Below are 21,233 nucleotides of genomic sequence, written 5' to 3' on the forward strand. Positions count from 1 at the left end.
TTCTACGTTCACAAGCATCTATCTCTATCCTACCATACGCGACACAAACCCCAGGGAACGTTCCAGCCACTGGCTTTGTTCTTATATATGCTACAATTTTGGCACCTGAAACTCTTCTTCAAAAGGAGCATCATCAACATGCCTTATTTGCAGCCAGCGGAACTTGAAGCAATCTTTCCAGAACTCATTGCCCTTCTCCAGGAGGAGCTAGGCGACGATCTCCAGGGTATCCTGGCTACGGGGTCTTACATTCATGGCACACCAGGCCCTACCAGCGACCTGGATGTGCATGTGGTCATTGCCTCACCACGGCGCAGACGCAAGAACATCGTATTCAAGGGGCTTGAGATCGAGATGTTTCTCAACCCAACTGAGCAAATTCGCCGCTATATGGCGGAGGATAAGGAGCGAGGCATTGATCAGCATATGTTCGCCTTTGGCAGGGCTATCTATGATCCCCATGGCATCATTGCCGAGCTACAGCGTGAAGCACGCCTGCTCTGGGAAGCAGGGCCGCCTGAGCTGTCCGCCGACCGCATTTGGTACCCACGCTATATTCTTGCCGACCTGTTACGCGACGTTGAGGATCTGGATGGAGATGAAGAGGCCTCATACCTGCTCATCGCACATACCGTAGAGAGTATTCTGCACACGCACTATACGCTCCATCATCTCTGGTCCACCAAGCCAAAGCGCTTGCTTTCGCACCTGGCAAGCTGGGACGCGGAAACAGCCACGCTGGCGCGTAACGCCCTCAAACCTGGAGCACTGGAGACCCAACGCCAGGTCCTACAGCAGCTGGCCGAACATGTCCTGGCCCCTATTGGGGGCCTTATGCCGCTCGAATGGTCGATTGAGTGGGGACCTCTAGGCTAGTTGTAGGGTCCAAGCTGGCTTGGATTCGCGGCCCGCAGGCCGATTCCCTGATGTTGCGGAGGTCGCTTCGCTCGGAGTCCAAGCCAGCTTGGACCCTACAAGCTTTTCTGCTGGGGATTTGTAATAACATATTCCTGATTGATAAAGAAAGAGGTAGACTATGGCGCAACGCTTTCGCGGCGAGGTGCGCGCACCCGACTTTCCCACCAACCTGGCCTGGATCAATAGCGACCACCCTCTCAGCCTGAAGGAACTGCGCGGGCGGATCGTGATCCTACATTTCTGGACCTTCTGTTGTATTAATTGTATGCACGCACTCGCCCAGTTGCGCGAGCTTGAAGAGAGCTTCCCTGAGACGCTAAGCGTTATTAGTATTCACTCGCCCAAATTCCCTGGCGAGCATTTTACCGGTAGCGTACACAACGCGGTCCTGCGTTACGGCGTCGAGCATCCAGTGGTAAATGATCACACGATGTACCTCTGGCAGCAATACGCGGTACGCGCCTGGCCCACCCTCGTCTTTATTGATCCGGAGGGGCGCGTCATTGGCAAACATGAGGGTGAGATCTCGCCCACGCAAGGCAAGGACCTGCTACGCCAGATGCTTGAAGAGTTTGAAGCGCGAGGCCTGCTTGACCACCGCCAGCTGCGCTTTAGCACTACGACGGCGCCCTCGTCTTTCCTGGCCTTCCCTGGCAAACTTGCGGTAGATGCACAGGCCGACCGCCTCATTATCAGCGATTCAGCACATCACCGCCTGGTCGAGACCGATCTCCAGGGACGAGTACGCACCATTATCGGGTCAGGAGTCCAGGGTCAGGCCGATGGCTCGTTTGCGGAAGCACAATTTAACCATCCCCAGGGCGTAGCCCTCGTCGACGATCTGCTTTACGTGGCAGATACTGATAACCACCTCATCCGGCGCGTTGATCTACGCACACAGCAAGTGGAGACACTGGCGGGAACCGGCGAGCAGAATGGCATGGTGCGGACCCAGCTCCAGGGTCCGGCGCGAAGTATTGCGCTTAGTTCGCCCTGGGACCTCGTAGCCTTTGAGGAGAAGCTGTATATCGCCATGGCGGGGATGCACCGCATCTTTGTGCTCAACCTGGCCACTGGTGAGATTGAACCCTTCGCTGGTGCTGGCCCGGAGGCGCTACGCGATGGACCACGTGCCGAGGCCCTCTTCGCCCAGCCGACTGGCATCACCCTGGGCGTGGAGAACCAGATGCTCTATAGCGCCGATAGCGAGGCCAGCGCTATCCGCACCATCGAGTTGACAGGCGAGCAACAGGTACATACATTAGTAGGTACCGGTCTCTTTGACTTTGGCGATGTGGATGGCATCGGCGAAGAGGCTCAGTTACAACATGTACAGGGCATTTGCGCAGCCAATAGCTTGCTCTACCTGGCCGATACCTATAATAATCGCATCAAGGTTCTTGATCCCCGGACACGCGAGGTTCGTACCCTTGCCGGAACAGGCGAGGCAGGCATACACAATGGACCATCCGACCAGGCGCAATTTAATGAACCTGGGGGCCTGGCAATCACCGGAAACACCCTGTATATCGCCGACACCAATAATCATGCCATACGTCTGATAGACATGACTACACGAAACATCGCCACTCTGGACATTCAACCTTAGATGAAATATGACAAAATATAAGGAGAACGCACTATGGCCTCATATCTCTTTGGAGACCGCATTGGCCGTGAGGGGCAACTGGCACTCACGACCTCGGTCGTCATTTTTGATGCTGTCCACGAGAAAATACTGCTGACCCGGCGCAGCGATAATGGGCGCTGGTGCCTGCCCGGTGGGCATATGGAGGCAGGCGAGAGCGTCAGCGAAGCCTGTATCCGCGAGACCTGGGAAGAGACCGGTCTGCGTATCAGCCTCAACAGGCTCATTGGTATCTACTCCAATCCGCATGTGCTCCTGACTTATCCTGATAGTAACCGCTATCACATGGTTAACATCTGTTTTGAGGGCGAGATAGTGGCTGGCGAGCCTGGTTTAAGCGATGAGACTACCGAAATTGGCTACTTCACACCAAAAGAAATAGCCCGGATGGATATCGTGGAGCCTCACCACGAGCGCATTCGCGACGCGCTTGCCCAGGATAACGTCCCCATTATTCACTAATACAGTGCCTTGCCTGCTTGCTGTACTCTAGAGATAATACACAAAAGCGTTCCTCTACCATCACCCCGCCTCTATGAGATAGAATAAGGAGGCAATCAATCACATGACACGATGAAGTGTTGAAGGAGTTTACAAAATCATGGCCAAAGTTTTAGAAGATATCAAAGGGCGTCTCCAAACGCCTTTCACAAATGCACCTTTCACTGATTTCAGTAAAGAAGAGAATAAACATGCCCAGGAAGAGGCAATCGCCCAGGTGAGAAGCGAGCTGGGCCAGACCTATCCGCTCATCATCGGTGGCAAAAAGATTACCGGTGAGAAGACCTTCGCCTCGGTCAACCCCTCGCAGCCCAACCAGGTAATAGGTCACTTTACCAGCGCGACCGTCGAGCAGGCAAACGAGGCGGTCAAAGTCGCGGCCGAGACCTTCGAAAACTGGAAACATGTTCCAGCCGAAGAGCGCGCCAGCTATCTCTTCGCCGCCGCTGATCTCATGCGCCAGCGCCGTTTCTACTTTAACGCCTGGATGATCTTTGAGGTTGGTAAGAGCTGGGTCGAGGCCGATGGCGACACCGCCGAGGCCATTGACTTCCTTGAGTACTACGCGCGCGAGATGCTACGCCTGGCTGGCGATCAGCCTGTCACCCCCCTGCCCGGCGAAGAGAATAAACTCGTCTATATTCCACTGGGTGTGGGCGCGGTCATTCCGCCCTGGAACTTCCCTAACGCCATCATGGTTGGCATGACAAGCGCCTCGTTTGTCGCTGGCAATACAGTTGTGCTCAAGCCTGCCAGCACCTCGCCCGCTATTGCTTACCAGTTTATGCGCCTCCTCGAAGAGGTAGGTCTCCCCGCTGGCGTGGTCAACTTCCTGACCGGTTCCGGTTCAGTCGTAGGTGATACCCTCGTCGATAACCCCAGAGTGCGCTACATCTCCTTCACTGGCTCGCGTGACGTCGGCTTGCGCATCTATGAGCGCGCGTCGAAAACGCCCAAGGGGCAGCGCTGGCTGAAGCGTACCATCCTGGAGATGGGTGGCAAAGATGGAATCGTCGTCGACGAGACCGCCGACCTGGATGCCGCCGCCACCGCTATCGTTGCCTCTGCCTTTGGCTTCCAGGGGCAGAAGTGTTCGGCTGGTTCCCGCGCCATCGTCGTCGAGCAGGTCTACGACAAGGTATTAGAGAAAGTGGTCGAGAAGACCAAAACCCTTACCATGGGCGATGTGACTCAACCAACCACCTACATGGGTCCCGTGGTTGACGAGAACGCCATGAAGAAAATCCTCGAATACATTGAGCTCGGCAAGCAAGAGGGACGCCTCGTCACTGGCGGTAAGCACCAGGGGCCGGGCTACTTTATCGAGCCAACCATCTTCGCGGACGTCGCCCCCGAGGCGCGTATCTCGCTGGAAGAGATTTTTGGCCCGGTTCTAGCCTTTATCAAAGCGAAAGACTTTGACGATGCCCTCGACATCGCCAACAATACCGAGTACGGCCTGACCGGCTCGCTCTTCTCTAACGACGAGCAGCGTCTTGAGCGCGCCGGCGAAGAGTTCCATGTTGGCAACCTGTACTTCAACCGCAAGTGTACAGGCGCTATGGTTGGTGGTCATCCCTTCGGTGGCTTCAATATGTCGGGTACGGACTCCAAGGCAGGAGGCCCGGATTACCTGTTGCTCTTCACACAGGCGAAATCCATCTCGAAGAAAAAGTAAGGAAGCGAGGAGTTTACACTCTTGACAGAGGTAACACAACTCACCCCTGGAATCTGGCAGATTTCTCTGTCGTTCCAGGGGGAGACAGACATTATCGGCTCCTATCTCCTGGCGGGTAGCGATGAAATCGCGCTGATTGATCCAGGACCGGGAAGCACCAGCGAGGCCCTACTGGAGGGGATACGCCAGGCGGGATTTGATCCCGCGCGCGTCACCCACATCCTGGCCACTCACATTCACCTGGATCATACTGGAGGAGTGGGAAAGCTTCTCGCCTCTATGCCCCAGGCACGCGTGTTTGTTCATAGTAAGGGCGCGCAACATCTTATTGATCCTGGGAAACTCATCTCCAGCTCGGAGCGCATTTATGGCGAGCGCATGCAGGAGTTATGGGGCGAGATTCTCCCTGTGCCCCAGGAGAAGGTCCAGGTCATTGAGGGCGGAGATGTTCTCAATATCGCGGGTCGGCGCCTGGAGATTCACTATACTCCCGGCCATGCCATCCATCACGTCATCTTCTTTGATGTGCATAGTGGAGATCTCTTCGCGGGCGACGTCGCAGGCGTGCGCCTGCCTGGCATCTCTTATGGGCGACCTCCCACCCCCCCTCCAGACCTAGATATCGAGGCCTGGTCGAGCAGCATCGATACGCTCAAAAAGCTGCGCCCCGATGTCATCTACCTGGCGCACTTTGGTCCCGTCCGCAACCTGGCCCCGCATCTTGAAAGCATACGCGCGAAGCTCTTTAACTGGGGTGATCTCGTGCTACGAGCCATGCGCGAGAACAAGAGCGAGGCGGAGATTATTGAACTCTTCATCGCGGAGACACGCCCTGAATTACAGCGTCTCTCGAACGATCCGCGTACACTCGAGCGCTACGAGATCGCATCGAACTACCCTATGACAGTGCAGGGGTATATGCGCTACTGGCGCAAGCACCACCCCGAGCGGCTCGAAGCATAAAGCAACAGCTTCTCAGCGGATAGACATCTACCTGCCAGAAGAGAAAATGTCGGCGTGAGGGCAGACAGGTGTCTACTCTCACGCCGACATTTTCTCTTCTAGTGGCACACACTATTATTGTTAGCCAATCGGCTGGCGTGAGCCTACATGCATGATACGTGTCAAGACTCGCGTGACATCCTGGGTCAAACGCCCAGCCTGCTGGAGCGCCTGGTTGACCTGGAAGCGCCAGCCTGGGCTAGTCTCAGGCACGGCTGGAAGACGAGGGGTCTCAGGTACAGCTGGGAAGCGAGGCGTTTCAGGCACAACACATACCGCCATTTTGGCAGAGACCCAGAGAGCCAACTGGGCATCTTTACTGGTGCTAACAGAGGCCCCCTCAGTGAGGGGCCTGGCTGGCAAGTGGGCCGCCATATATCCCGCCAATCCATCGAGGGAGGCATGTGAGACACCATACACGACGCCCTTGACCTCCACCAGTTCTAGCCAGCTTTGGAAGAACTCTGCCTGATGCCAGGTCACGTCTCGAAAAGGGGCCCCTATCTGCGCATCAAAGCGGACCTTCGCCCTTTGCCACTGGAGTAAGTCCTGGAGTAACGCCTCAAGGTTACGCTTATCACCCATAATATGTACCAGGCGTCCCTCCTGAAAGTAGAAATGAATCAGGCCCCGGCGCTCATCGCTACGTATGGAGAGTCGCCCGGAGCGTTCCTGATCGCGCACATCGAGCAAAGCATTGACGGCATCAAGAAAATAACGCTGTGTCGCATCACAACAGAGCGAAGCCTGTGTCGAGGATAATTGAGTTATCAACCCTTTCCACCCCCACAAAAAAGATTTTTCGAAGAACCAAGTCAGCTATACATAGCATTATACATGCCATTATCCATATTTGCAACTTTTTGCACATTATTACTATTCAAAATACAAATTTACCCATCCACAAACCTCACACATGCCAATCAATACATTTGCATCTTTTGTAACTGAAGATAAACGGCGTGCGCAACGACAGATATAGCCGCGAAAGCGCGCAGGATTGCCCAGTACCAGGGTATAGGGCGCGACATCTTTTGTGACCACTGAGCCTGCCCCCACAAGCGCGAAGGTGCCGATTGTCACGCCACAGACTACGACCGCATTTGCCCCTATCGATGCTCCATACTTGACAAGTGTCGGCGTAATCTCCCAATCCTCGCTCCCTTTAAGCTGGCCATCAGGTGTAATGGCCCTGGGATAGAGGTCATTGGTAAAACAGACGTGCGGGCCAATAAAGACGCCATCCTCTACTGTGACACCCTCAAAGAGCGAGACATGGTTCTGTATCTTGACCCGCGCCCCAATATGAACGTGGGATTCGACATAGACTCCTTTGCCAATATTGCACATTGCGCCAATAGTGGCGGAGGCTCGCACATGAGCATGGCGCCAGATGCGCGTTCCGGCACCAATCTGCGCCCCCTCTTCGACCTCTGCTAGAGGATGGATATAGCTTGTTGCTGCGCTGCGCTCTTGCATATCTTTGGCTCCTTCTGATCTCATTCTCAGCATCTGCGGTGCTTCACAAAGGAGTAAGGGTATGTCATCGAGGGCAGGCTTTCCCTGCCCTCGATGACATACCCTTACCCTGTTTCAAAAGTTTGCTTGGTGTCTTGTTAGACAAACTCTTGTACGAGGAAGATACTATGCGGGTATAGTATCGGAAACCAGGGTGTGCAGTTGCTGATTTAAGGCATCCTGGGCCGCGGCCAGGACGCGTACGACGGAGAGGCCGACCTCGCCACTGGCACGTGGAGGCGTACCAGTGCGGATGGCACGAATAAAATCTTCACACTCCAGGCGTAGTGGCTCGATCCAATCGATATGCGGAATAGTAATCGCACCATGGCGATAGGACACCACAGGGTCGGCATTGACATCCGCGCCCTTGTTATAAATCTTGATCATCTCAGCGGGATTGGTATCGTCGTACACAACCATCCTGGCATCACCGATGACAGTTACCCGCCGCAGCTTGCAGGGGTGCAGCCAGCTCACATGGATATGCGCCGTCATCCCATCTGGGAAGCCAAGATCCAGGTGCGCGACGTCATGAATAGGTGGCAATAGGTGTGCGTTCGCCTGCACCTGGACCTGTTCAGGCAATTGACCAAACAGGTAGAGCAGGATTGAGACATCATGGGGGGCCAGGTCCCAGATGACATTAATATCGCGACGAAATAGGCCTAAATTGACACGTTCGGCCTCAACACAATAGATCTTCCCCAATTCACCGCTCTGCACTAGCTTGCGCAGCTCGTTGACCGCGGGGCTATACTCAAAGGTATGCCCAACCATCAAGACCCGGTCTACCTGGCGTGCTAGCGCGACCAGTTCTTCCGCTTCCGCAACGCTGGCCGTCAAGGGCTTTTCAACCAGGACGTGCTTGCCATGGAGCAGGGCCTGTTTGGCGAGTGCGTAGTGGGTCCGGACAGGTGTCGCGATGACGACAGCATCAACATCTGAACAGAGCAATTCCTCCACCTGGGATGTCACCTGGAGGCCTGGTTGTTGGCCCGCAAGCAGCGCTACCCGATGCTTATCCATATCGGCGACCGCAGTTACTGTGGCATGGGCGATACTATCCAGGTTACGGGCAATCTTTGGCCCCCAGTACCCCCAGCCAATGATGCCAAAACGTAAATCAGCCATACGTCGCTTCTTTCTTTTTTATCCGTGCATTATAAAGGATATAAATGACTAACGTTTATTTTTGCGTTACACCGATCAAGAGCGCCTGCTTCACCGTCTCCACGACCAGATGCAGTTGTTCTTCAGTTAATTCGGGATACATAGGGAGTGAGACAATACGCTCGGCAGCATGCTCAGTCACGGGCAACATGCCGCGTGTATAGCCATAGTCTGAACAGGCAGGCTGCAAATGAATGGGCACCGGGTAGTGCACATTGGTTCCTATTCCGGCCTCTTCTAATGCCTTGCGGAAGGTATCACGCTGCTCCACCTGGATCACATAGTAGCAATAGACATGTGTGCCCCATGAGCAAACCTCGGGTACCTGCGGCACCACCGCGCGCAACCGCTGGGTGTAGAACTGAGCATGGGACTGGCGCGCCTGGTTCCACTGCTCAAGGTAGGGCATCTTTAAGAGCAGGACGGCCGCTTGCAATTCATCCAGGCGATAATTGCCCCCGATCACCTCGTGATGATAGCGTACACGCGAGCCATGGTCGCGCAGCATACATAATTTCTCCGCCAGGACGGGATCGCTGGTCGTACAGATGCCAGCCTCGCCAAAGGCTCCCAGGTTCTTACTGTAGTACAGGCTAAAGCAGCCTATATCACCAAAGCTACCAACGCGCTGGCCCTGATAGGTCGCCCCGTGTGCCTGTGAGGCATCTTCAATGACGCGTAGCCCACGCGCTCGCGCAAACTCAAGGATAGGCCCCATCTCAGCCGCATGCCCATAGAGATGCACAGGCAGAATGGCGCGTGTGCGTTCTGTGCACACAGTCTCTAGCTGGCGCCAATCCATCAGGTAGGTCTGGGGATCCACATCGATAAACACCGGCCTGGCCCCCACCAGGGCAATGGCCTCCACTGTGGCGATAAAGGTGTTGGAGACCGTGATGACCTCGTCGCCCGCTCCAATATCGCAGGCACGCAGGGCCAGCACCAGCGCCTCCGTTCCCGAGGACACGCCTATGCCATAGCGACAGGCACAATACTCGGCGAACTGCTGCTCAAAAGCGCGAGTCTTCGGCCCCAGGAACAAGTGCATACTCTCCAACACTTCAGCAAAGGCCGCCATAATTTCAGGCTTCAAGCTCTGATACTGGGCACGTAGATCAACAAGAGGAACTTGTAAAGGTACCACTCCCTCAGCACTCCTTCTCTAAAAATGAAGCTCAGCCTCGCAGCGAGCAGAAAGACAACTTTACTAGTCAGGATAGTACCATGCGAGAGTGACCGGCTGATACTCGTTGTGGTAGAGGTTAGGTGAAACTTTGTCAGCGGAGTGGAGAACGTGTAGCTAGCCAAAAGGTTCTAAAGAGATTCCATTCTGCCATATCACAGCACATCATTTTACCTCAATTTCCCCCTTTCTAGACGGGCCGCTACCAGTTTTCTATACTCATCCGTACCGGTTCTACACCCTCATACCGTACCATTGAGGCAGTATTACATACTGCCTATTTAGGAAACCTGAGCGCGAAGCGCTAGCCGCGAGAGCGGCGTTGGTTTCCATACAAGAGGACAGTTGAGGTTACGAGGAATTCCTCGTATGAGTCTTCGGGGAGGAATAGCCATGGCTGTTCAAGCACAAGCGACCCAGATCCAGCAAGACCTGGCGTTCAGTAGAAGCTACCTGCGCTACAAACGCCTGCTTGACATCGCGTTTACGCTTCTCATCGGCCCCTTTGTCTTGCTCGTGTGTCTCCTGGTCGCGCTCTGCGTTCGACTTGATTCACAAGGCCCGGTGTTCTTTCGCCAGAAGCGGGTGGGGCAAAACGGAAAAACCTTTGAGATGCTCAAGTTTCGTTCGATGTATACCAACAATGACCCCAGGCTCCATATCGAAAAGATTCAGCAGTATATGCGTGGCGAAAAGCTGAGTGAGGAGGCTAGTGAGGGCATGGCCTATAAGATCCACAAGGATCCCCGAATTACGAGGGTGGGCCGCATTATTCGCAAATTGAGTTTTGACGAGTTGCCACAATTCTGGAATGTCTTGCGAGGCGAGATGACACTGGTGGGGCCTCGCCCACCTCTATCCTATGAAGTAGAGATATACAAAGAGAGCGACTGGCTACGCCTCAGCGGCAAACCCGGCCTGACCGGAACCTGGCAGGTCTATGGTCGCTCGCGTGTGACCTTCCAGCAGATGGTTGAGATGGATATCGCGTATCTGCACCAGCAATCGCTCTGGCTCGACCTCAAGCTCATCGTCCTGACAGTACCCGTCATGCTCCTGGCCCGTGGTGGCGGTTGAGATTTTGCCTATATAGAGATAAAAAGCACAGGACCATGGTCCTGTGCTTTTTATCTCTATATAGGCATTGAAGGATATGAGGCACAACCCTCTAGATGGAGAGCGCGCGTAAGGCCTTCCCGCTCTCTACAGGTGTCTTCTGTTCCTCGTTACGGCGGATCAGGGTATAGCCTACACCGGGAACGGTCAATATATAGCGTGGATCGCTGGGACTGGGTTCAATCTTCTGGCGCAGGTGACGAATATGCGCTTTGATGAGACAGGCATCACCATCGCCATCGTAGCCCCAGACATGAGTGACAATCTGATTTGCGGTGCAGACATCATTTGCATTGATCGCTAGCAGGTGTAATAGTTTGCTCTCAGTCGGGGTCAGGCGCACCAGTTTGCCATGAACACTCACCTCATTATGCAACGAATCGACACGAAGAGGGCCTACTGTGACCACAGAGGAGGGGCGACGCTCCAGCGTAGAGCGAGCGCGACGACTCACCGCGCGAATCCTGGCCAGCAATTGTGCCGGGAAAAACGGCTTGCGTAAATAATCGTCCGCCCCCGACTCAAGGCAACGCACCTCGTCCTGTACCTCTTTACTATCGGTTAACACCAGCACCAGTGCATCGTGCTTGGCGCGTAAATCGCGACACATTTCCAGCACATTCCCCCCCTTCAACATAGGATCAATGATTACCAGATCGGGACGTTGTTCGAGCCATTCACTTCGGGCTCGCTCACTATTATAGGCTCTGTATACTTCATACCCCAGAGTTTTTAGCCAGCTTGTGAGCATTTCCACCAAATCACGGTCACTGTCGATGACCAGCAATTTCATATGTCTCCTCCCCTGATAGACATAACACATCCGCATATTGCGAGTAGTTGCCCAATGAGTACCTGTCTCCCTTCTATGACCGCTTCTCATGCCATACAAGATCGTATCGATTGACGACAGGATATTTGAAATTCTCACCTGACACACAAAAGCAAAAAATTGTCTTCATCCCTCACATCCTTGTAGAAATTTTTGCGCAGAACGTTTCAAGTGCTTTGGCATAAACATAGCGAGGCTCGCTTCTCTTACAGTCTCCCCAAGACATGCAAACAAAGAAATAATTGTCCTGCGTCAAGGAATATTCCTTTTTATACGTGCAGGACTCGCCAGGGTAGAAACAAGCCACCCCCATAAGCGTTGCTTATGGCTTTGCAAGAGGAGGACATGTACCTAAAAGTATCAAGATAGCAAGCTTAAACTAAGCAACGCACGACAACGCCTGACATACATAAAAACAATAAGATACAATATACAAGATTTTAAATCTATTGTGCCAAAACCAACCATTATCCGCCTTCACACAAACACAGCCATTATTTTAGCATATTTTTCGCTCTATGGCAGGCAAAGCAGGACACAATCACAAAAACATGTTTTTGCACTGCCCCTAGCTTCTTTGCACTTCCTAAATCTTAGACGCTTCCTCCACATTTTTTTGGGGCACTAAATGACTGGTTATTCTAGAGAGACATCTTCTAGCAGCAAAGCATTCGGGGAGAATACAAACTGATCAATAAAAAGCTTCTTTCGTGCAGCACACATAAAGAGGGACATTGGGCGTGTTCTCTTTGAGGGAGTTGCTCTAAAAATTGAAGCAGAGGCAAGATGTCTTAACAAAAGTGTAAAGACATCTTGATTGGCGGGGGAAGAGATAGACAGGCTAGTAGGTCGCAAGCCGCGCAAGGAACCTGCGGGCCTGACAAATAACGTAAAAAGCGCTAGTACTTGTTAGCACTTGTTAATAACTGGTGGCGAGCAAACCAACACAAATGCCCAGTAATCCACCGACAAAAACCTGGATCGGGGTATGCCCAATCAGTTCACGTAAACGTTTTTCCGCGAAGGGATGCCCCTGAAAGGCTTCATCAATCATCTGATTTAAAATACGCGCCTGAATACTTACTGCACGACGCACGCCTGCCGCGTCATACATCACGATACCTGCCAGGACGGCTGCGACGGCAAAAGCTGGCGAACTGATACCCATCACACGGCCCACAGCGGTAGCCAGCCCGGTCACCAGGGCGGAATGCGAACTTGGCATACCACCAGAAGAAACGAGACGGCTCAGCACCAGGCGGCGTTCTTTAATAATCTCGCCCACCGTCTTACTTACCTGGGCAAGCGCCCAGGCTAATACCGAAGCCAGAAGCACATGATTGTCTAAAAGCGTGTCACTAACCATAAATTAAAAGAGCTTCTCCCCTCTTACAGGTCCAATGATTGCAAGGACAACGCGCCCTCACTATCCACTTGCAGTTGTTGTACCGTTAACTCAGCCTTCTGTAAAAGTTCATTACAGTACTGAACAAGCGTCACGCCCTCCTGATAAGAGCTGAGTGCCTGCTCTAAGGAAACCTGTCCATCTTTCAGGGCTGCAACCGTAGCTTCTAGCTTGGCAAAAGCCTCTTCAAACGATAATGCTTCCATGACCTTCTTCCTTCCCCACAAAACAATGGTAGAAAATACCTGACTGCTACCAGGCAAAACAGCAATGCAGCATATGGCAAGGGCTCTTATCCCAGTTCTTCGCGTACAGACACAGGAATGCTGCCGTCCTGCACCTGAATACGCAAGGCATCCCCGGCCTGTACCTGCTTCACGCTTGTTATCAGCCGCTGGTCTGGCTCATGCCTGACCACCGCATAGCCACGTGCAATCGTCAAGAGCGGACTTAACGCGTGCAGTTGCAAGGTTTGTCCGCTGAGGCGCTCCGCGCGTATGCTCAACAGGTGGCGCATATGCGTCTGCATGCGCTCACTGGCCTCGTCCAACTGCTGACGATAGTTATTGATCTGTCCAACGGGACTCTTATGCTCAAGTTGATACTGGAGATCGGCGACCTGGGTCGCAAGCTCTTCCAGGCGTTCTTCCATCAGCGAGCCAAGCTCTTGCTGACAATCAAGCAAGTCAATGCGCCAATCCTCGATGTTGGGGACCGCGGCGGTCGCGGCAGCGGTTGGCGTCGATGCGCGCAAATCAGCGACAAAGTCAGCCAGGGTAAAGTCTGTTTCATGGCCAACACCACTAATCACAGGGATACTTGAGCGTGCAATGGCGCGCACCACGACCTCTTCGTTAAAGGCCCACAGCTCTTCGATGGAACCGCCGCCACGCCCGGCAATGATAACCTCTGCCTCCCCGTGCTCATTCAACGCATCGAGGGCGGCGGCAATAGAGGCAGGGGCTTCACTTCCCTGAACCTGTGCTGGGGCAAGAATCACACGCGCAAGAGGGTAGCGCTGGCGCAAGACGCGCAACATATCGCGCAGGGCCGCAGCCTGCGGCGAAGTAACAATCCCAATAACTTCCGGGCGCTCGGGCAGCACTCGCTTTCGCTCTTCCGCGAAGAGTCCTTCCGCCTCCAGGCGCGCTTTCAAGCGTTCCAGGCGCTCAAAGAGGGCGCCTACACCCAGAGGTTCGGCGTTCTCCACATAGAGTTGCAGCTTGCCGTCACGTTCATAGAATGAAATACGTCCATTCAGGGCGATTCCCATGCCATCGCGTAGCGTGGGAGCGGATGAACGCAGACGGGACTGCTTAAAGAAGACGCAGTTGAGCTGCGCTCCACTGTCCTTGAGGGTAAAATAACAATGACCGGAGGGGTAGGTCTTGCAATTGGAGACTTCGCCATACACCCGGACATCTTGTAGCATGTCATTGGTCTCAAGCCACTCTCGCAGGAAGACCGAGAGGGCCGAGACACTGATGGCTTCATTAAAGCCTGGAAGATGCATGGCGGTCATACCCTGCTATGCCTCCTCAGCCGTTTCAAGCGTCATCAAAGCCTGTCCATACTCCACAGGCTGGCCATCTTCCACGAGAAGCTCTAGCACACGGCCGGCAGCGCTCGCCTCAATTTCGTAGAGGACGTTGAGGGACTGAATTGAGCCAACCAGTTGTCCGACTTTGACTTTATCGCCCGCGGCAACCAGGGCTTTCCCTTTCGGCTTGGCCCAGGTGTGGAAAATTCCTACCAGCGGCGCGGTAACAGTATGCTGTGAGGGTGCAGACACCGAGGAGTCAGCCACTTCAACCACTGGCTCGCTAACACTGATCGCGGCATTCTCTCCAGCCCTGGCCTTGCGTAAGACCAGGCGCGTTCCCGTCCCGCTATGCTTGACTTCAATTTCGGAAACGTCGCTTTTATCAAGCACTTTAACCAGGTGGGTCAGGTGTTCAATGCTCATCTGCTCCGTCTCTTGCTGCACTTCCTCTGGAAGTCTCTCTAATTGAGAGGAAGCACGTCTGCTGCCATCCATAGTCATACTCCCATACTACATTTATAAATGCTTAGTGAGCCAGATGCAGGCGCCTCGATTGCCAATGGGTACGCGACGTCCCCTATGCTCACTCACTTCAGTTTCCAGGCATGCGCTGGCCTCTCCCTATCTACGGGGATCGTGTCAGAGATAGACCAGCAGAGCCGTTTTAGACACGCTCTACGTACTGACCCGTGCTGGTATTCACACGAATCGAGTCTTCGCTAGAAACAAACAAGGGTACCTGTACTACGAGACCCGTCTCGGTCGTCGCGGGCTTCGTACCACCTGTAGCGGTATCGCCTTTGAAGCCAGGCTCGGTATAGGTTATTTTGAGTACGACCTTTTCAGGCAGCTCCACCGAGATAGGCTCTTCGTTGTAACGAATGATGTCAAGCTCAAGATTATCAATAAGATAATCCTTGGCATTGCCCAGTTGAGCCTCATTCAGGACAATATCATCATACGTGCTGGTATCCATAAAATGATACAGGTCATCGGCATTGTACTGATAGGTGACGGTCGAGCGATCCAGATAGAGGCGTTTGAACTTATCGCCAGCGTCACATGTACGATCAAAAATCGCGCCGCTACGCAGGTTACGCAACTTCAGGCGCACGATAGCACCACCACGGCCAATTTTCACGTGCTGCCACTCGAGAATCGTGCAAGGATTCCCTTCAAACTCGATTGTGACGCCTTTTTTCAGGTCACCGGTGGAAATCATTCAGAAAACTCCTTTGACATTGAATGACCAATGGTCGTTCATCTGTATTTCTGTAGCAGAAAGCTACTTTTGTTCTTGTAAGAAGGCCACAAGCGCCTCCAGTGCCAGGAGATAGCCACGCCAACCCAGGCCCGCGATATGCCCATAGCTAATGGGAGCAATCACAGACTCATGACGAAAAGGCTCCCGGGCATAGATATTGCTCAAATGGACCTCGATGATGGGTAGCCTGGTGCCCGCAAGCGCGTCGCGCAAAGCATACGAGTAGTGCGTAAAGGCACCAGGATTAATAATTATGCCCTCTACGCGCTCGGCATACTGCTGAATGGTGTCGATCAGCACACCTTCATGGTTGGACTGCACACACTCTACTGTCGCTCCCAGGCTGGCCGCTCGCTCCCGCAAACGCGCCTGGATCTGCTCGAGTGTCACACTGCCATATATCCCTGGGTCGCGCTTCCCCAACGTATTCAGGTTAGGCCCATTTAAAACCAGAATCTCCGCCATCGCCTATGACCTCGCTTCAGCGAAAAAATCTGTGACCACGCGCTCGACAAGATCATCAGGCATCTCGGTAATGACGACTTCGCCAATCCGTCGGGGCATGATCCAACGAATACGTTTGCCCACCACTTTCTTATCCAGGCGCGTTTTCGCCAGTATATCCTGCGCCCGCACCGACCCCCGGTAACGCGTGGGGAGTCCCAACGATGCGAGAAGTGCGTTCTGTCGCTGTTCTTCTTTCGCACTCCACATGCCAGCCTCACGTGCCATCTCAGCCGCAGCCACCATACCCAGAGAAACCGCCTCGCCATGCAACCATTCTCCGTATCCCGCGACACTTTCCAGTGCATGGGCAACGGTATGGCCATAATTCAAGATGGCACGCAGGCCGCTCTCAGTCTCGTCTTCTTCAATAACCTGCACTTTGAGGTCGATGCAGCGAGCCACAATCTGAACCAGCAAGGAAGCAGGAAGGGACGAGAAATCGCGCAAAGCGTCTTTGTAGGTCTCCAAAAGCGCAAATAGCTTAGCGTCGAGTATGATACCATACTTTACAACTTCTGCCCATCCCTCTGTACGCTCTCGCTCTGGCAGCGTCAGCAGGGTCCTGGGGTCCACCAGGACCAGGCGTGGATGGTAGAAGGCACCGATCAGGTTCTTGCCCTGGCGATGGTTGATACCGGTCTTGCCGCCGATGGCCGCATCCACCTGGGCCAGTAGCGAGGTTGGCACCTGAATCAGGGGTACGCCGCGCAGGTAGGTGGCCGCGGCAAATCCGACCAGGTCACCAATGACACCACCGCCAAGCGCGATTAGAACTTCGCGCCGCTCAGCATGGTGCTCAAGCAGCCAGTCGTAGATCGCCTGTAGCTGTTCAGGTGATTTGCTCGCCTCGCCTGCCGGGACTGTGTAGAGATAGGGTTCAAATCCCTGTTGCTTCAGGCTATGCACAACCTGCTCGCCATAAAGTGCGCGCAGATTGCTATCCGTAAAGAGGAAGACCCGCGAGGGCAGTCCCAACTGTGTCAGATACTGCGGGAGTCGCTCCAGCCCTCCCCAATCCACCACGGTGTCATAGCCTCTACCAATGTGAACATGCCTGACAACAGGCGCCCCGTCCCTCGACGCGTCAGCAGCGTTTACCATAGCCATAATCTCCATAGCCACCCGTTCCACGCTCCGGCCATGAGTCTGGCATACCAGGTCAGCCTCCTCATACCAGGCGCGACGGGTCGCGTATAAATTTCGCAATGTGGCCAGGGGGTCGGGACCGGCCAGCAGAGGCCGGATCTCGGGCGAGGTACTCTTGGCAAGAGAATATGTATGCTGCGCTCGCAAGCGCTCAAGAGCCACCTCAGGCTCCGTTTGCAAGTAGACCCGAACTCCACGCTCGGCCATCAGCCTGCGATTCTCCTCGCGCACCACCAGCCCCCCGCCTGTTGCCACAATCGCGCCCTCCTCATTTTGCGCGACACGCGCCAGGACACGACGCTCACACTCGCGAAAATACGCCTCACCATGCCGGGTGAAAATCTCGGGGATACCCACGCCCTCTTCTTGCTCAACGAGAGCATCAATGTCAAGTAAGGGTCGCCGCAACTCTTGCGCAAGTAGGCGGCCCACCGTGCTCTTCCCGCTCCCTGAAAGCCCAATTAAAAAAATATGTCGCATGGCGCTATTGTAACATTAAACGGCTACCGTGTGTATCATCTACGTTGAGAAGCCATGGCTAGGGAGTACTTTCAACTTGACAATCGGGGGAGTGTCATAGTAAAGGAGAGTGGGCCTGTATGGCGGCATCTGTCGCCATACAGGCCCACTCTCCTTTACTCCTTCTACAATGCCCTTAGTACAATTCCTGGTTGTGGATATCGGTACTAAGCGTTGAGGCCAGGTTGAACGTGGTAGTATCCAGGGAGCTGACATACTGCTCGGAGGAGGGGGCCACGCCCTGGCGCTCAAAGGCGCGCGTACGGTTATCATAGACCTTAAACTGGCGGCCAAAGGAGAAGATATATTGCTGTAGCTGGCCCGTCTCACGATTGAGGACCAGGATATCATCTCCGTTCGCGCACTGGCCCTGGCCCAAACACTGGGAGCGGTCGGTAAATGAACCCACCAGGACTTGCCAGTGCTGGTCCCAGCTCTTTGTGACATATTGATGCGACACTTGTAGCGTATCATCAAAGGCCAGGAACGTGCTCTGCCCCGCCTCAGGATCATAGAGCATAGCGCCTGTTGAAGAGGTGCCAAAGCTCCCCACATATAGCAGGAGATTCTGCCCCCAGTCGGAGTAATCCACGCTCTGATCAACCGTGAGATCCGCCTTCAGGAACCTGATCTGCGCGCTACCGCTACTGGGATCATACAGAAGAATTTGTGCCCGCCCAGAGGCGTTAAAGTCTCCGCTGTAGACCATCCAGTTACCACTCAGATCACTCATATCCTGCTGCTTAGTTACCTTGAGCGAGCCATCCAGACCCAGCATACGCCCCTGACCATCGATGCGATCATAGAGGAAGATGCCATCCTGATCGGGTCCTATGAAGCGACCCACGTACACCTCCCAGCTCGCGTGCCAGAGCGTATACACCTGGCGATGTTTGACCTGGAAGTTCTGGTCAAAATCGAGCATGATCACATTGGCGGTCTTTCCCTGCATCTCCCAATCGGCAAGGCTGGTGCCACTGAGATCACCATTCGAGCCATCCACGCTACTGGTATGGCTTGTGGCGGGAATAGTATATGCCGTAGGCTCCACGGTACTCTTCGCCTGTGTAGGTTGCGTCGCTGGTGTATTTGTCGGCGATGGTGTTTGCGTCGAAGTAGGCGATGGCGCGACTGTAGGCGTTGGCGCGGCCGGCGTCGGGGTAGGCGTTGGCGTTGCCGTTGGGCTGGGTGTCGGTGTTGCCGTTGGTATTGGAGACGGCGTCACTGTAGGCGTTGGAGACGGCGTCGGACTTGGTGTCGGTGACGGCGTCGGTGACGGGGTAGGGCTGGGCGTCTTTGTCGGCGTCGGTGTCGGACTCGGCGTCTTCGTTGGTGTTGGTGTCTTTGTATGAGTTGGCGCTGGCGTTGGCGTTGACGTTGTAGTGCCTGGATCAGTGGGAGTGGTGCCGCTTGTATCCCCACCATTATCCGTCGAATCGCTGGTCCCTGGATCATAGGCACTGGGATCGGCAAAACGGTTATACATCATAACAGAGCTACGCTTGCCATCGAAACGACCAACATAGAGCTCCCATCCCGGCCCCTCGCCATCAAGGACGACATGCTTTTTTATCGTCAAAGAGGCCGTTAAGCTGATAAGGTGAAGCTTGCCTGTATCCCGATCATAGAGCAAGATATCCGATGCACCTGTGCCATCGAAGTCGCCCACGTGAATATCGAGCGACGAACCCCACTTGCCCGCTGGCACAGTAGAGTCACCTAAATCCACCAGTTTAGGGGCGCCTGGATTCATTCGCACGCCATGTGATATGCCATCATCAGAATTAGGCACAAAGGTTCCCGCCAGCGTTCGGCGCTTCTCCAACTGTAAGACCTGCAATTGCCCTTGCTTACGGTCATAGAGCAGGAGATCGCTATAGCCACTCCCAGTAAAGTCGGCATTAAACTCCTGATCGGAGGAAGCGGGAGAGAGTCCTAGCGAGATGCGGCTGGAGGTATAGGTCGTAGTAGCACTGGATGAGTTCAGTAGTGCGTTTGTCTGCTGCACCTGGGAACTCACATTGGGTGAAGTGCCAGCCAGCCTGGCAAAATGCTGGGTATCAAGCGTACGAGGGAAATAGATAAAGCGCAGCTGCCCATTCTGAAAATGGGTCGAGTTGATATAGTTTGTGTTGTAGTCGCGCCCGACATGCATGTAGGTAGTATCGCCATAATTTTGATAGGTCACATCAAAGGTCTGGCCATCGGGATACACAGAAGAGACAAAGGCCACATGCCCCGGCGCTCCATAGGCCCAGACCCCATCGGCGACTGGAAAGACGGCTATCGCGCCCAGGCGTGGAACCGTACCTACTGCTAATCCCGCCCGTGTGGCGTCTACGGCCCATTCAGCGGCATTACCCCAGTTACGCGGGAGATCGTACCCCAATAAATGCCACTGCTGCCACGCCCACCAGGTGCAATTGCCGCCGGTAGGAAACGGACCAGGGCATATGGGATAGGGGTTGCTATCGGGCGAGAATGTGACACGCTGGCACGATGTATCGACCGTCGCGACCGTATGCTGCTCCGCCTTGGCATAGGTCACTGAACTATTCCAGGGCGCAAACTCAATCGCGACAAGCGCACAAATAAATATAAGACTACACACATGTAAGACCAGGCGCCTACGTTGGACAACAGGTCTGCGAACACCAGGAAACATACTAAGAATCCCTTCTCAAAAGGAAAAATAACAGGAACAATCCTCGTCCTTCTTATAAAGGAAACCAATAGTAGTATCGCTTGCTTCATACCACTGGACGCATTCAGGCATGTCTTGCGCCTCAAAAAGTATAGCACCATATCTATGTATGGGCAAGCAAAAACGAACAGAATCAGGACCTATCGCTTATCGGTGAGCATGCCCGAGGGCGCGCTATACGTTACTTCTCCTCGTCAGAAAAGAAGCTAGAAATTCCCTTGCCATAGATCGGATAGGAATTTTCCCGGCGCGAAAAAAGAGCTAGAAAACCTATTGACAAAGTAGAGCCACAATGATATTATTCTCCATGTCGAGAGGGCGATTAGCTCAGTTGGTTAGAGCGCCACGTTGACATCGTGGAGGTCACAGATTCGAGTTCTGTATCGCCCATTTTTTCAAGCGGCTTCGTATGAAGCCGCTTTTTTGTGCATGCTCACCTACCAGCAACCTCTCCCGCCATATCCCACAAATAGCACCTATTTTTGAGGTCATATATATAAAGCCCGGCAGGAACGCTAGAGCCACGTCTATGATGGCTCCTGGCGTTCTTGCCGGGCTTTATATATATCATTTAAG

19 protein-coding genes and 1 tRNA gene are annotated in these 21,233 nt (G+C 53.9%); 7 read left to right on the forward strand and 13 right to left on the reverse strand.

The genetic code is table 11. The features are described 5' to 3' along the window. Positions 1-138: 138 nt before the first annotated feature. The 5 genes from JMJ04_RS03465 (at position 139) to JMJ04_RS03485 (ending at position 5,708) form a co-directional block, all read left to right on the forward strand. Positions 139-876 (forward strand): hypothetical protein, encoded by a 738-nt coding sequence (locus JMJ04_RS03465; RefSeq protein WP_201369165.1) that lies wholly within the window; start codon positions 139-141, stop codon positions 874-876. A gap of 160 nt (positions 877-1,036) precedes the next feature. Further along, positions 1,037-2,527, forward strand: a complete 1,491-nt coding sequence (locus JMJ04_RS03470; protein ID WP_201369166.1) for a thioredoxin-like domain-containing protein — start codon at positions 1,037-1,039, stop codon at positions 2,525-2,527. 33 nt (positions 2,528-2,560) lie between these two features. After that, positions 2,561-3,028: an NUDIX hydrolase gene (locus JMJ04_RS03475; protein ID WP_201369167.1), complete on the forward strand. Its 468-nt coding sequence runs from the start codon at positions 2,561-2,563 to the stop codon at positions 3,026-3,028. Positions 3,029-3,167: 139 nt separating this feature from the next. After that, a complete protein-coding gene (pruA, locus tag JMJ04_RS03480; protein WP_201369168.1) occupies positions 3,168-4,745 on the forward strand; it encodes an L-glutamate gamma-semialdehyde dehydrogenase in 1,578 nt (525 codons plus the stop codon). Positions 4,746-4,766: 21 nt separating this feature from the next. Beyond that, positions 4,767-5,708, forward strand: coding sequence for an MBL fold metallo-hydrolase (locus JMJ04_RS03485; protein ID WP_201369169.1), 942 nt, complete (start codon positions 4,767-4,769; stop codon positions 5,706-5,708). Positions 5,709-5,828: 120 nt separating this feature from the next. Here JMJ04_RS03485 and JMJ04_RS03490 read toward each other — a convergent pair whose 3' ends face one another. The 4 genes from JMJ04_RS03490 to JMJ04_RS03505 form a co-directional block, all read right to left on the reverse strand. Then, a complete protein-coding gene (locus tag JMJ04_RS03490; RefSeq protein ID WP_201369170.1) occupies positions 5,829-6,521 on the reverse strand; it encodes a DUF4388 domain-containing protein in 693 nt (230 codons plus the stop codon). 102 nt (positions 6,522-6,623) lie between these two features. Next, positions 6,624-7,226, reverse strand: a complete 603-nt coding sequence (locus tag JMJ04_RS48390; protein WP_201369171.1) for an acyltransferase — start codon at positions 7,224-7,226, stop codon at positions 6,624-6,626. A 165-nt stretch (positions 7,227-7,391) separates the two neighbouring features. Beyond that, positions 7,392-8,399, reverse strand: coding sequence for a Gfo/Idh/MocA family protein (locus JMJ04_RS03500; RefSeq protein ID WP_201369172.1), 1,008 nt, complete (start codon positions 8,397-8,399; stop codon positions 7,392-7,394). A gap of 55 nt (positions 8,400-8,454) precedes the next feature. Next, positions 8,455-9,582, reverse strand: a complete 1,128-nt coding sequence (locus JMJ04_RS03505) for a DegT/DnrJ/EryC1/StrS family aminotransferase (protein ID WP_201369173.1) — start codon at positions 9,580-9,582, stop codon at positions 8,455-8,457. Positions 9,583-10,014: 432 nt separating this feature from the next. Here JMJ04_RS03505 and JMJ04_RS03510 point away from each other — a divergent pair, with 432 nt between their 5' ends. After that, the gene (locus JMJ04_RS03510; RefSeq protein ID WP_201369174.1) at positions 10,015-10,698 is read left to right on the forward strand and encodes a sugar transferase; all 684 of its coding nucleotides are present in this window, start codon (positions 10,015-10,017) and stop codon (positions 10,696-10,698) included. A 91-nt stretch (positions 10,699-10,789) separates the two neighbouring features. Here JMJ04_RS03510 and JMJ04_RS03515 read toward each other — a convergent pair whose 3' ends face one another. The 9 genes from JMJ04_RS03515 to JMJ04_RS03555 all read right to left on the reverse strand — a co-directional run bounded on the left by JMJ04_RS03515 (position 10,790) and on the right by JMJ04_RS03555 (position 20,618). After that, the gene (locus tag JMJ04_RS03515; protein ID WP_201369175.1) at positions 10,790-11,530 is read right to left on the reverse strand and encodes a response regulator transcription factor; all 741 of its coding nucleotides are present in this window, start codon (positions 11,528-11,530) and stop codon (positions 10,790-10,792) included. A 958-nt stretch (positions 11,531-12,488) separates the two neighbouring features. Next, positions 12,489-12,935, reverse strand: coding sequence for a divergent PAP2 family protein (locus tag JMJ04_RS03520; protein WP_201369176.1), 447 nt, complete (start codon positions 12,933-12,935; stop codon positions 12,489-12,491). 23 nt (positions 12,936-12,958) lie between these two features. Next, positions 12,959-13,180, reverse strand: a complete 222-nt coding sequence (xseB, locus tag JMJ04_RS03525) for an exodeoxyribonuclease VII small subunit (protein WP_201369177.1) — start codon at positions 13,178-13,180, stop codon at positions 12,959-12,961. Positions 13,181-13,266: 86 nt separating this feature from the next. Beyond that, on the reverse strand, positions 13,267-14,496 hold the full coding sequence (xseA, locus tag JMJ04_RS03530; RefSeq protein WP_201369178.1) for an exodeoxyribonuclease VII large subunit: 1,230 nt from the start codon (positions 14,494-14,496) through the stop codon (positions 13,267-13,269). Between the two features lie 6 nt (positions 14,497-14,502). Continuing rightward, the gene (locus JMJ04_RS03535) at positions 14,503-15,012 is read right to left on the reverse strand and encodes an acetyl-CoA carboxylase biotin carboxyl carrier protein (protein ID WP_201369179.1); all 510 of its coding nucleotides are present in this window, start codon (positions 15,010-15,012) and stop codon (positions 14,503-14,505) included. 169 nt (positions 15,013-15,181) lie between these two features. Further along, positions 15,182-15,739, reverse strand: coding sequence for an elongation factor P (gene efp, locus JMJ04_RS03540; RefSeq protein ID WP_201369180.1), 558 nt, complete (start codon positions 15,737-15,739; stop codon positions 15,182-15,184). A gap of 63 nt (positions 15,740-15,802) precedes the next feature. Beyond that, positions 15,803-16,246 (reverse strand): type II 3-dehydroquinate dehydratase, encoded by a 444-nt coding sequence (gene aroQ / locus JMJ04_RS03545; RefSeq protein ID WP_201369181.1) that lies wholly within the window; start codon positions 16,244-16,246, stop codon positions 15,803-15,805. A gap of 3 nt (positions 16,247-16,249) precedes the next feature. Continuing rightward, positions 16,250-17,914: a 3-dehydroquinate synthase gene (aroB, locus tag JMJ04_RS03550; protein WP_268887322.1), complete on the reverse strand. Its 1,665-nt coding sequence runs from the start codon at positions 17,912-17,914 to the stop codon at positions 16,250-16,252. Positions 17,915-18,089: 175 nt separating this feature from the next. Continuing rightward, positions 18,090-20,618, reverse strand: coding sequence for a CHAP domain-containing protein (locus tag JMJ04_RS03555; protein ID WP_201369183.1), 2,529 nt, complete (start codon positions 20,616-20,618; stop codon positions 18,090-18,092). 355 nt (positions 20,619-20,973) lie between these two features. Here JMJ04_RS03555 and JMJ04_RS03560 point away from each other — a divergent pair. Then, a tRNA-Val gene (locus JMJ04_RS03560) sits at positions 20,974-21,047 on the forward strand. Positions 21,048-21,233 lie beyond the last annotated feature (186 nt).

It is taken from the genome of Ktedonobacter robiniae, assembly GCF_016587375.1.
Lineage (GTDB): Bacteria > Chloroflexota > Ktedonobacteria > Ktedonobacterales > Ktedonobacteraceae > Ktedonobacter > Ktedonobacter robiniae.

Bases quoted from the DNA above. Each gene is read 5' to 3' on its own strand.
- JMJ04_RS03475 (WP_201369167.1), top strand. From the start codon at position 2,561: ATGGCCTCATATCTCTTTGGAGACCGCATTGGCCGTGAGGGGCAACTG.
- aroQ (WP_201369181.1), bottom strand. From the start codon at position 16,246: ATGGCGGAGATTCTGGTTTTAAATGGGCCTAACCTGAATACGTTGGGG.
- JMJ04_RS48390 (WP_201369171.1), bottom strand. From the start codon at position 7,226: ATGCAAGAGCGCAGCGCAGCAACAAGCTATATCCATCCTCTAGCAGAG.
- pruA (WP_201369168.1), top strand. From the start codon at position 3,168: ATGGCCAAAGTTTTAGAAGATATCAAAGGGCGTCTCCAAACGCCTTTC.
- xseA (WP_201369178.1), bottom strand. From the start codon at position 14,496: ATGACCGCCATGCATCTTCCAGGCTTTAATGAAGCCATCAGTGTCTCG.
- xseB (WP_201369177.1), bottom strand. From the start codon at position 13,180: ATGGAAGCATTATCGTTTGAAGAGGCTTTTGCCAAGCTAGAAGCTACG.
- JMJ04_RS03510 (WP_201369174.1), top strand. From the start codon at position 10,015: ATGGCTGTTCAAGCACAAGCGACCCAGATCCAGCAAGACCTGGCGTTC.
- JMJ04_RS03465 (WP_201369165.1), top strand. From the start codon at position 139: ATGCCTTATTTGCAGCCAGCGGAACTTGAAGCAATCTTTCCAGAACTC.
- JMJ04_RS03515 (WP_201369175.1), bottom strand. From the start codon at position 11,530: ATGAAATTGCTGGTCATCGACAGTGACCGTGATTTGGTGGAAATGCTC.
- aroB (WP_268887322.1), bottom strand. From the start codon at position 17,914: ATGCGACATATTTTTTTAATTGGGCTTTCAGGGAGCGGGAAGAGCACG.
- efp (WP_201369180.1), bottom strand. From the start codon at position 15,739: ATGATTTCCACCGGTGACCTGAAAAAAGGCGTCACAATCGAGTTTGAA.
- JMJ04_RS03535 (WP_201369179.1), bottom strand. From the start codon at position 15,012: ATGGATGGCAGCAGACGTGCTTCCTCTCAATTAGAGAGACTTCCAGAG.
- JMJ04_RS03520 (WP_201369176.1), bottom strand. From the start codon at position 12,935: ATGGTTAGTGACACGCTTTTAGACAATCATGTGCTTCTGGCTTCGGTA.
- JMJ04_RS03470 (WP_201369166.1), top strand. From the start codon at position 1,037: ATGGCGCAACGCTTTCGCGGCGAGGTGCGCGCACCCGACTTTCCCACC.
- JMJ04_RS03555 (WP_201369183.1), bottom strand. From the start codon at position 20,618: ATGTTTCCTGGTGTTCGCAGACCTGTTGTCCAACGTAGGCGCCTGGTC.
- JMJ04_RS03500 (WP_201369172.1), bottom strand. From the start codon at position 8,399: ATGGCTGATTTACGTTTTGGCATCATTGGCTGGGGGTACTGGGGGCCA.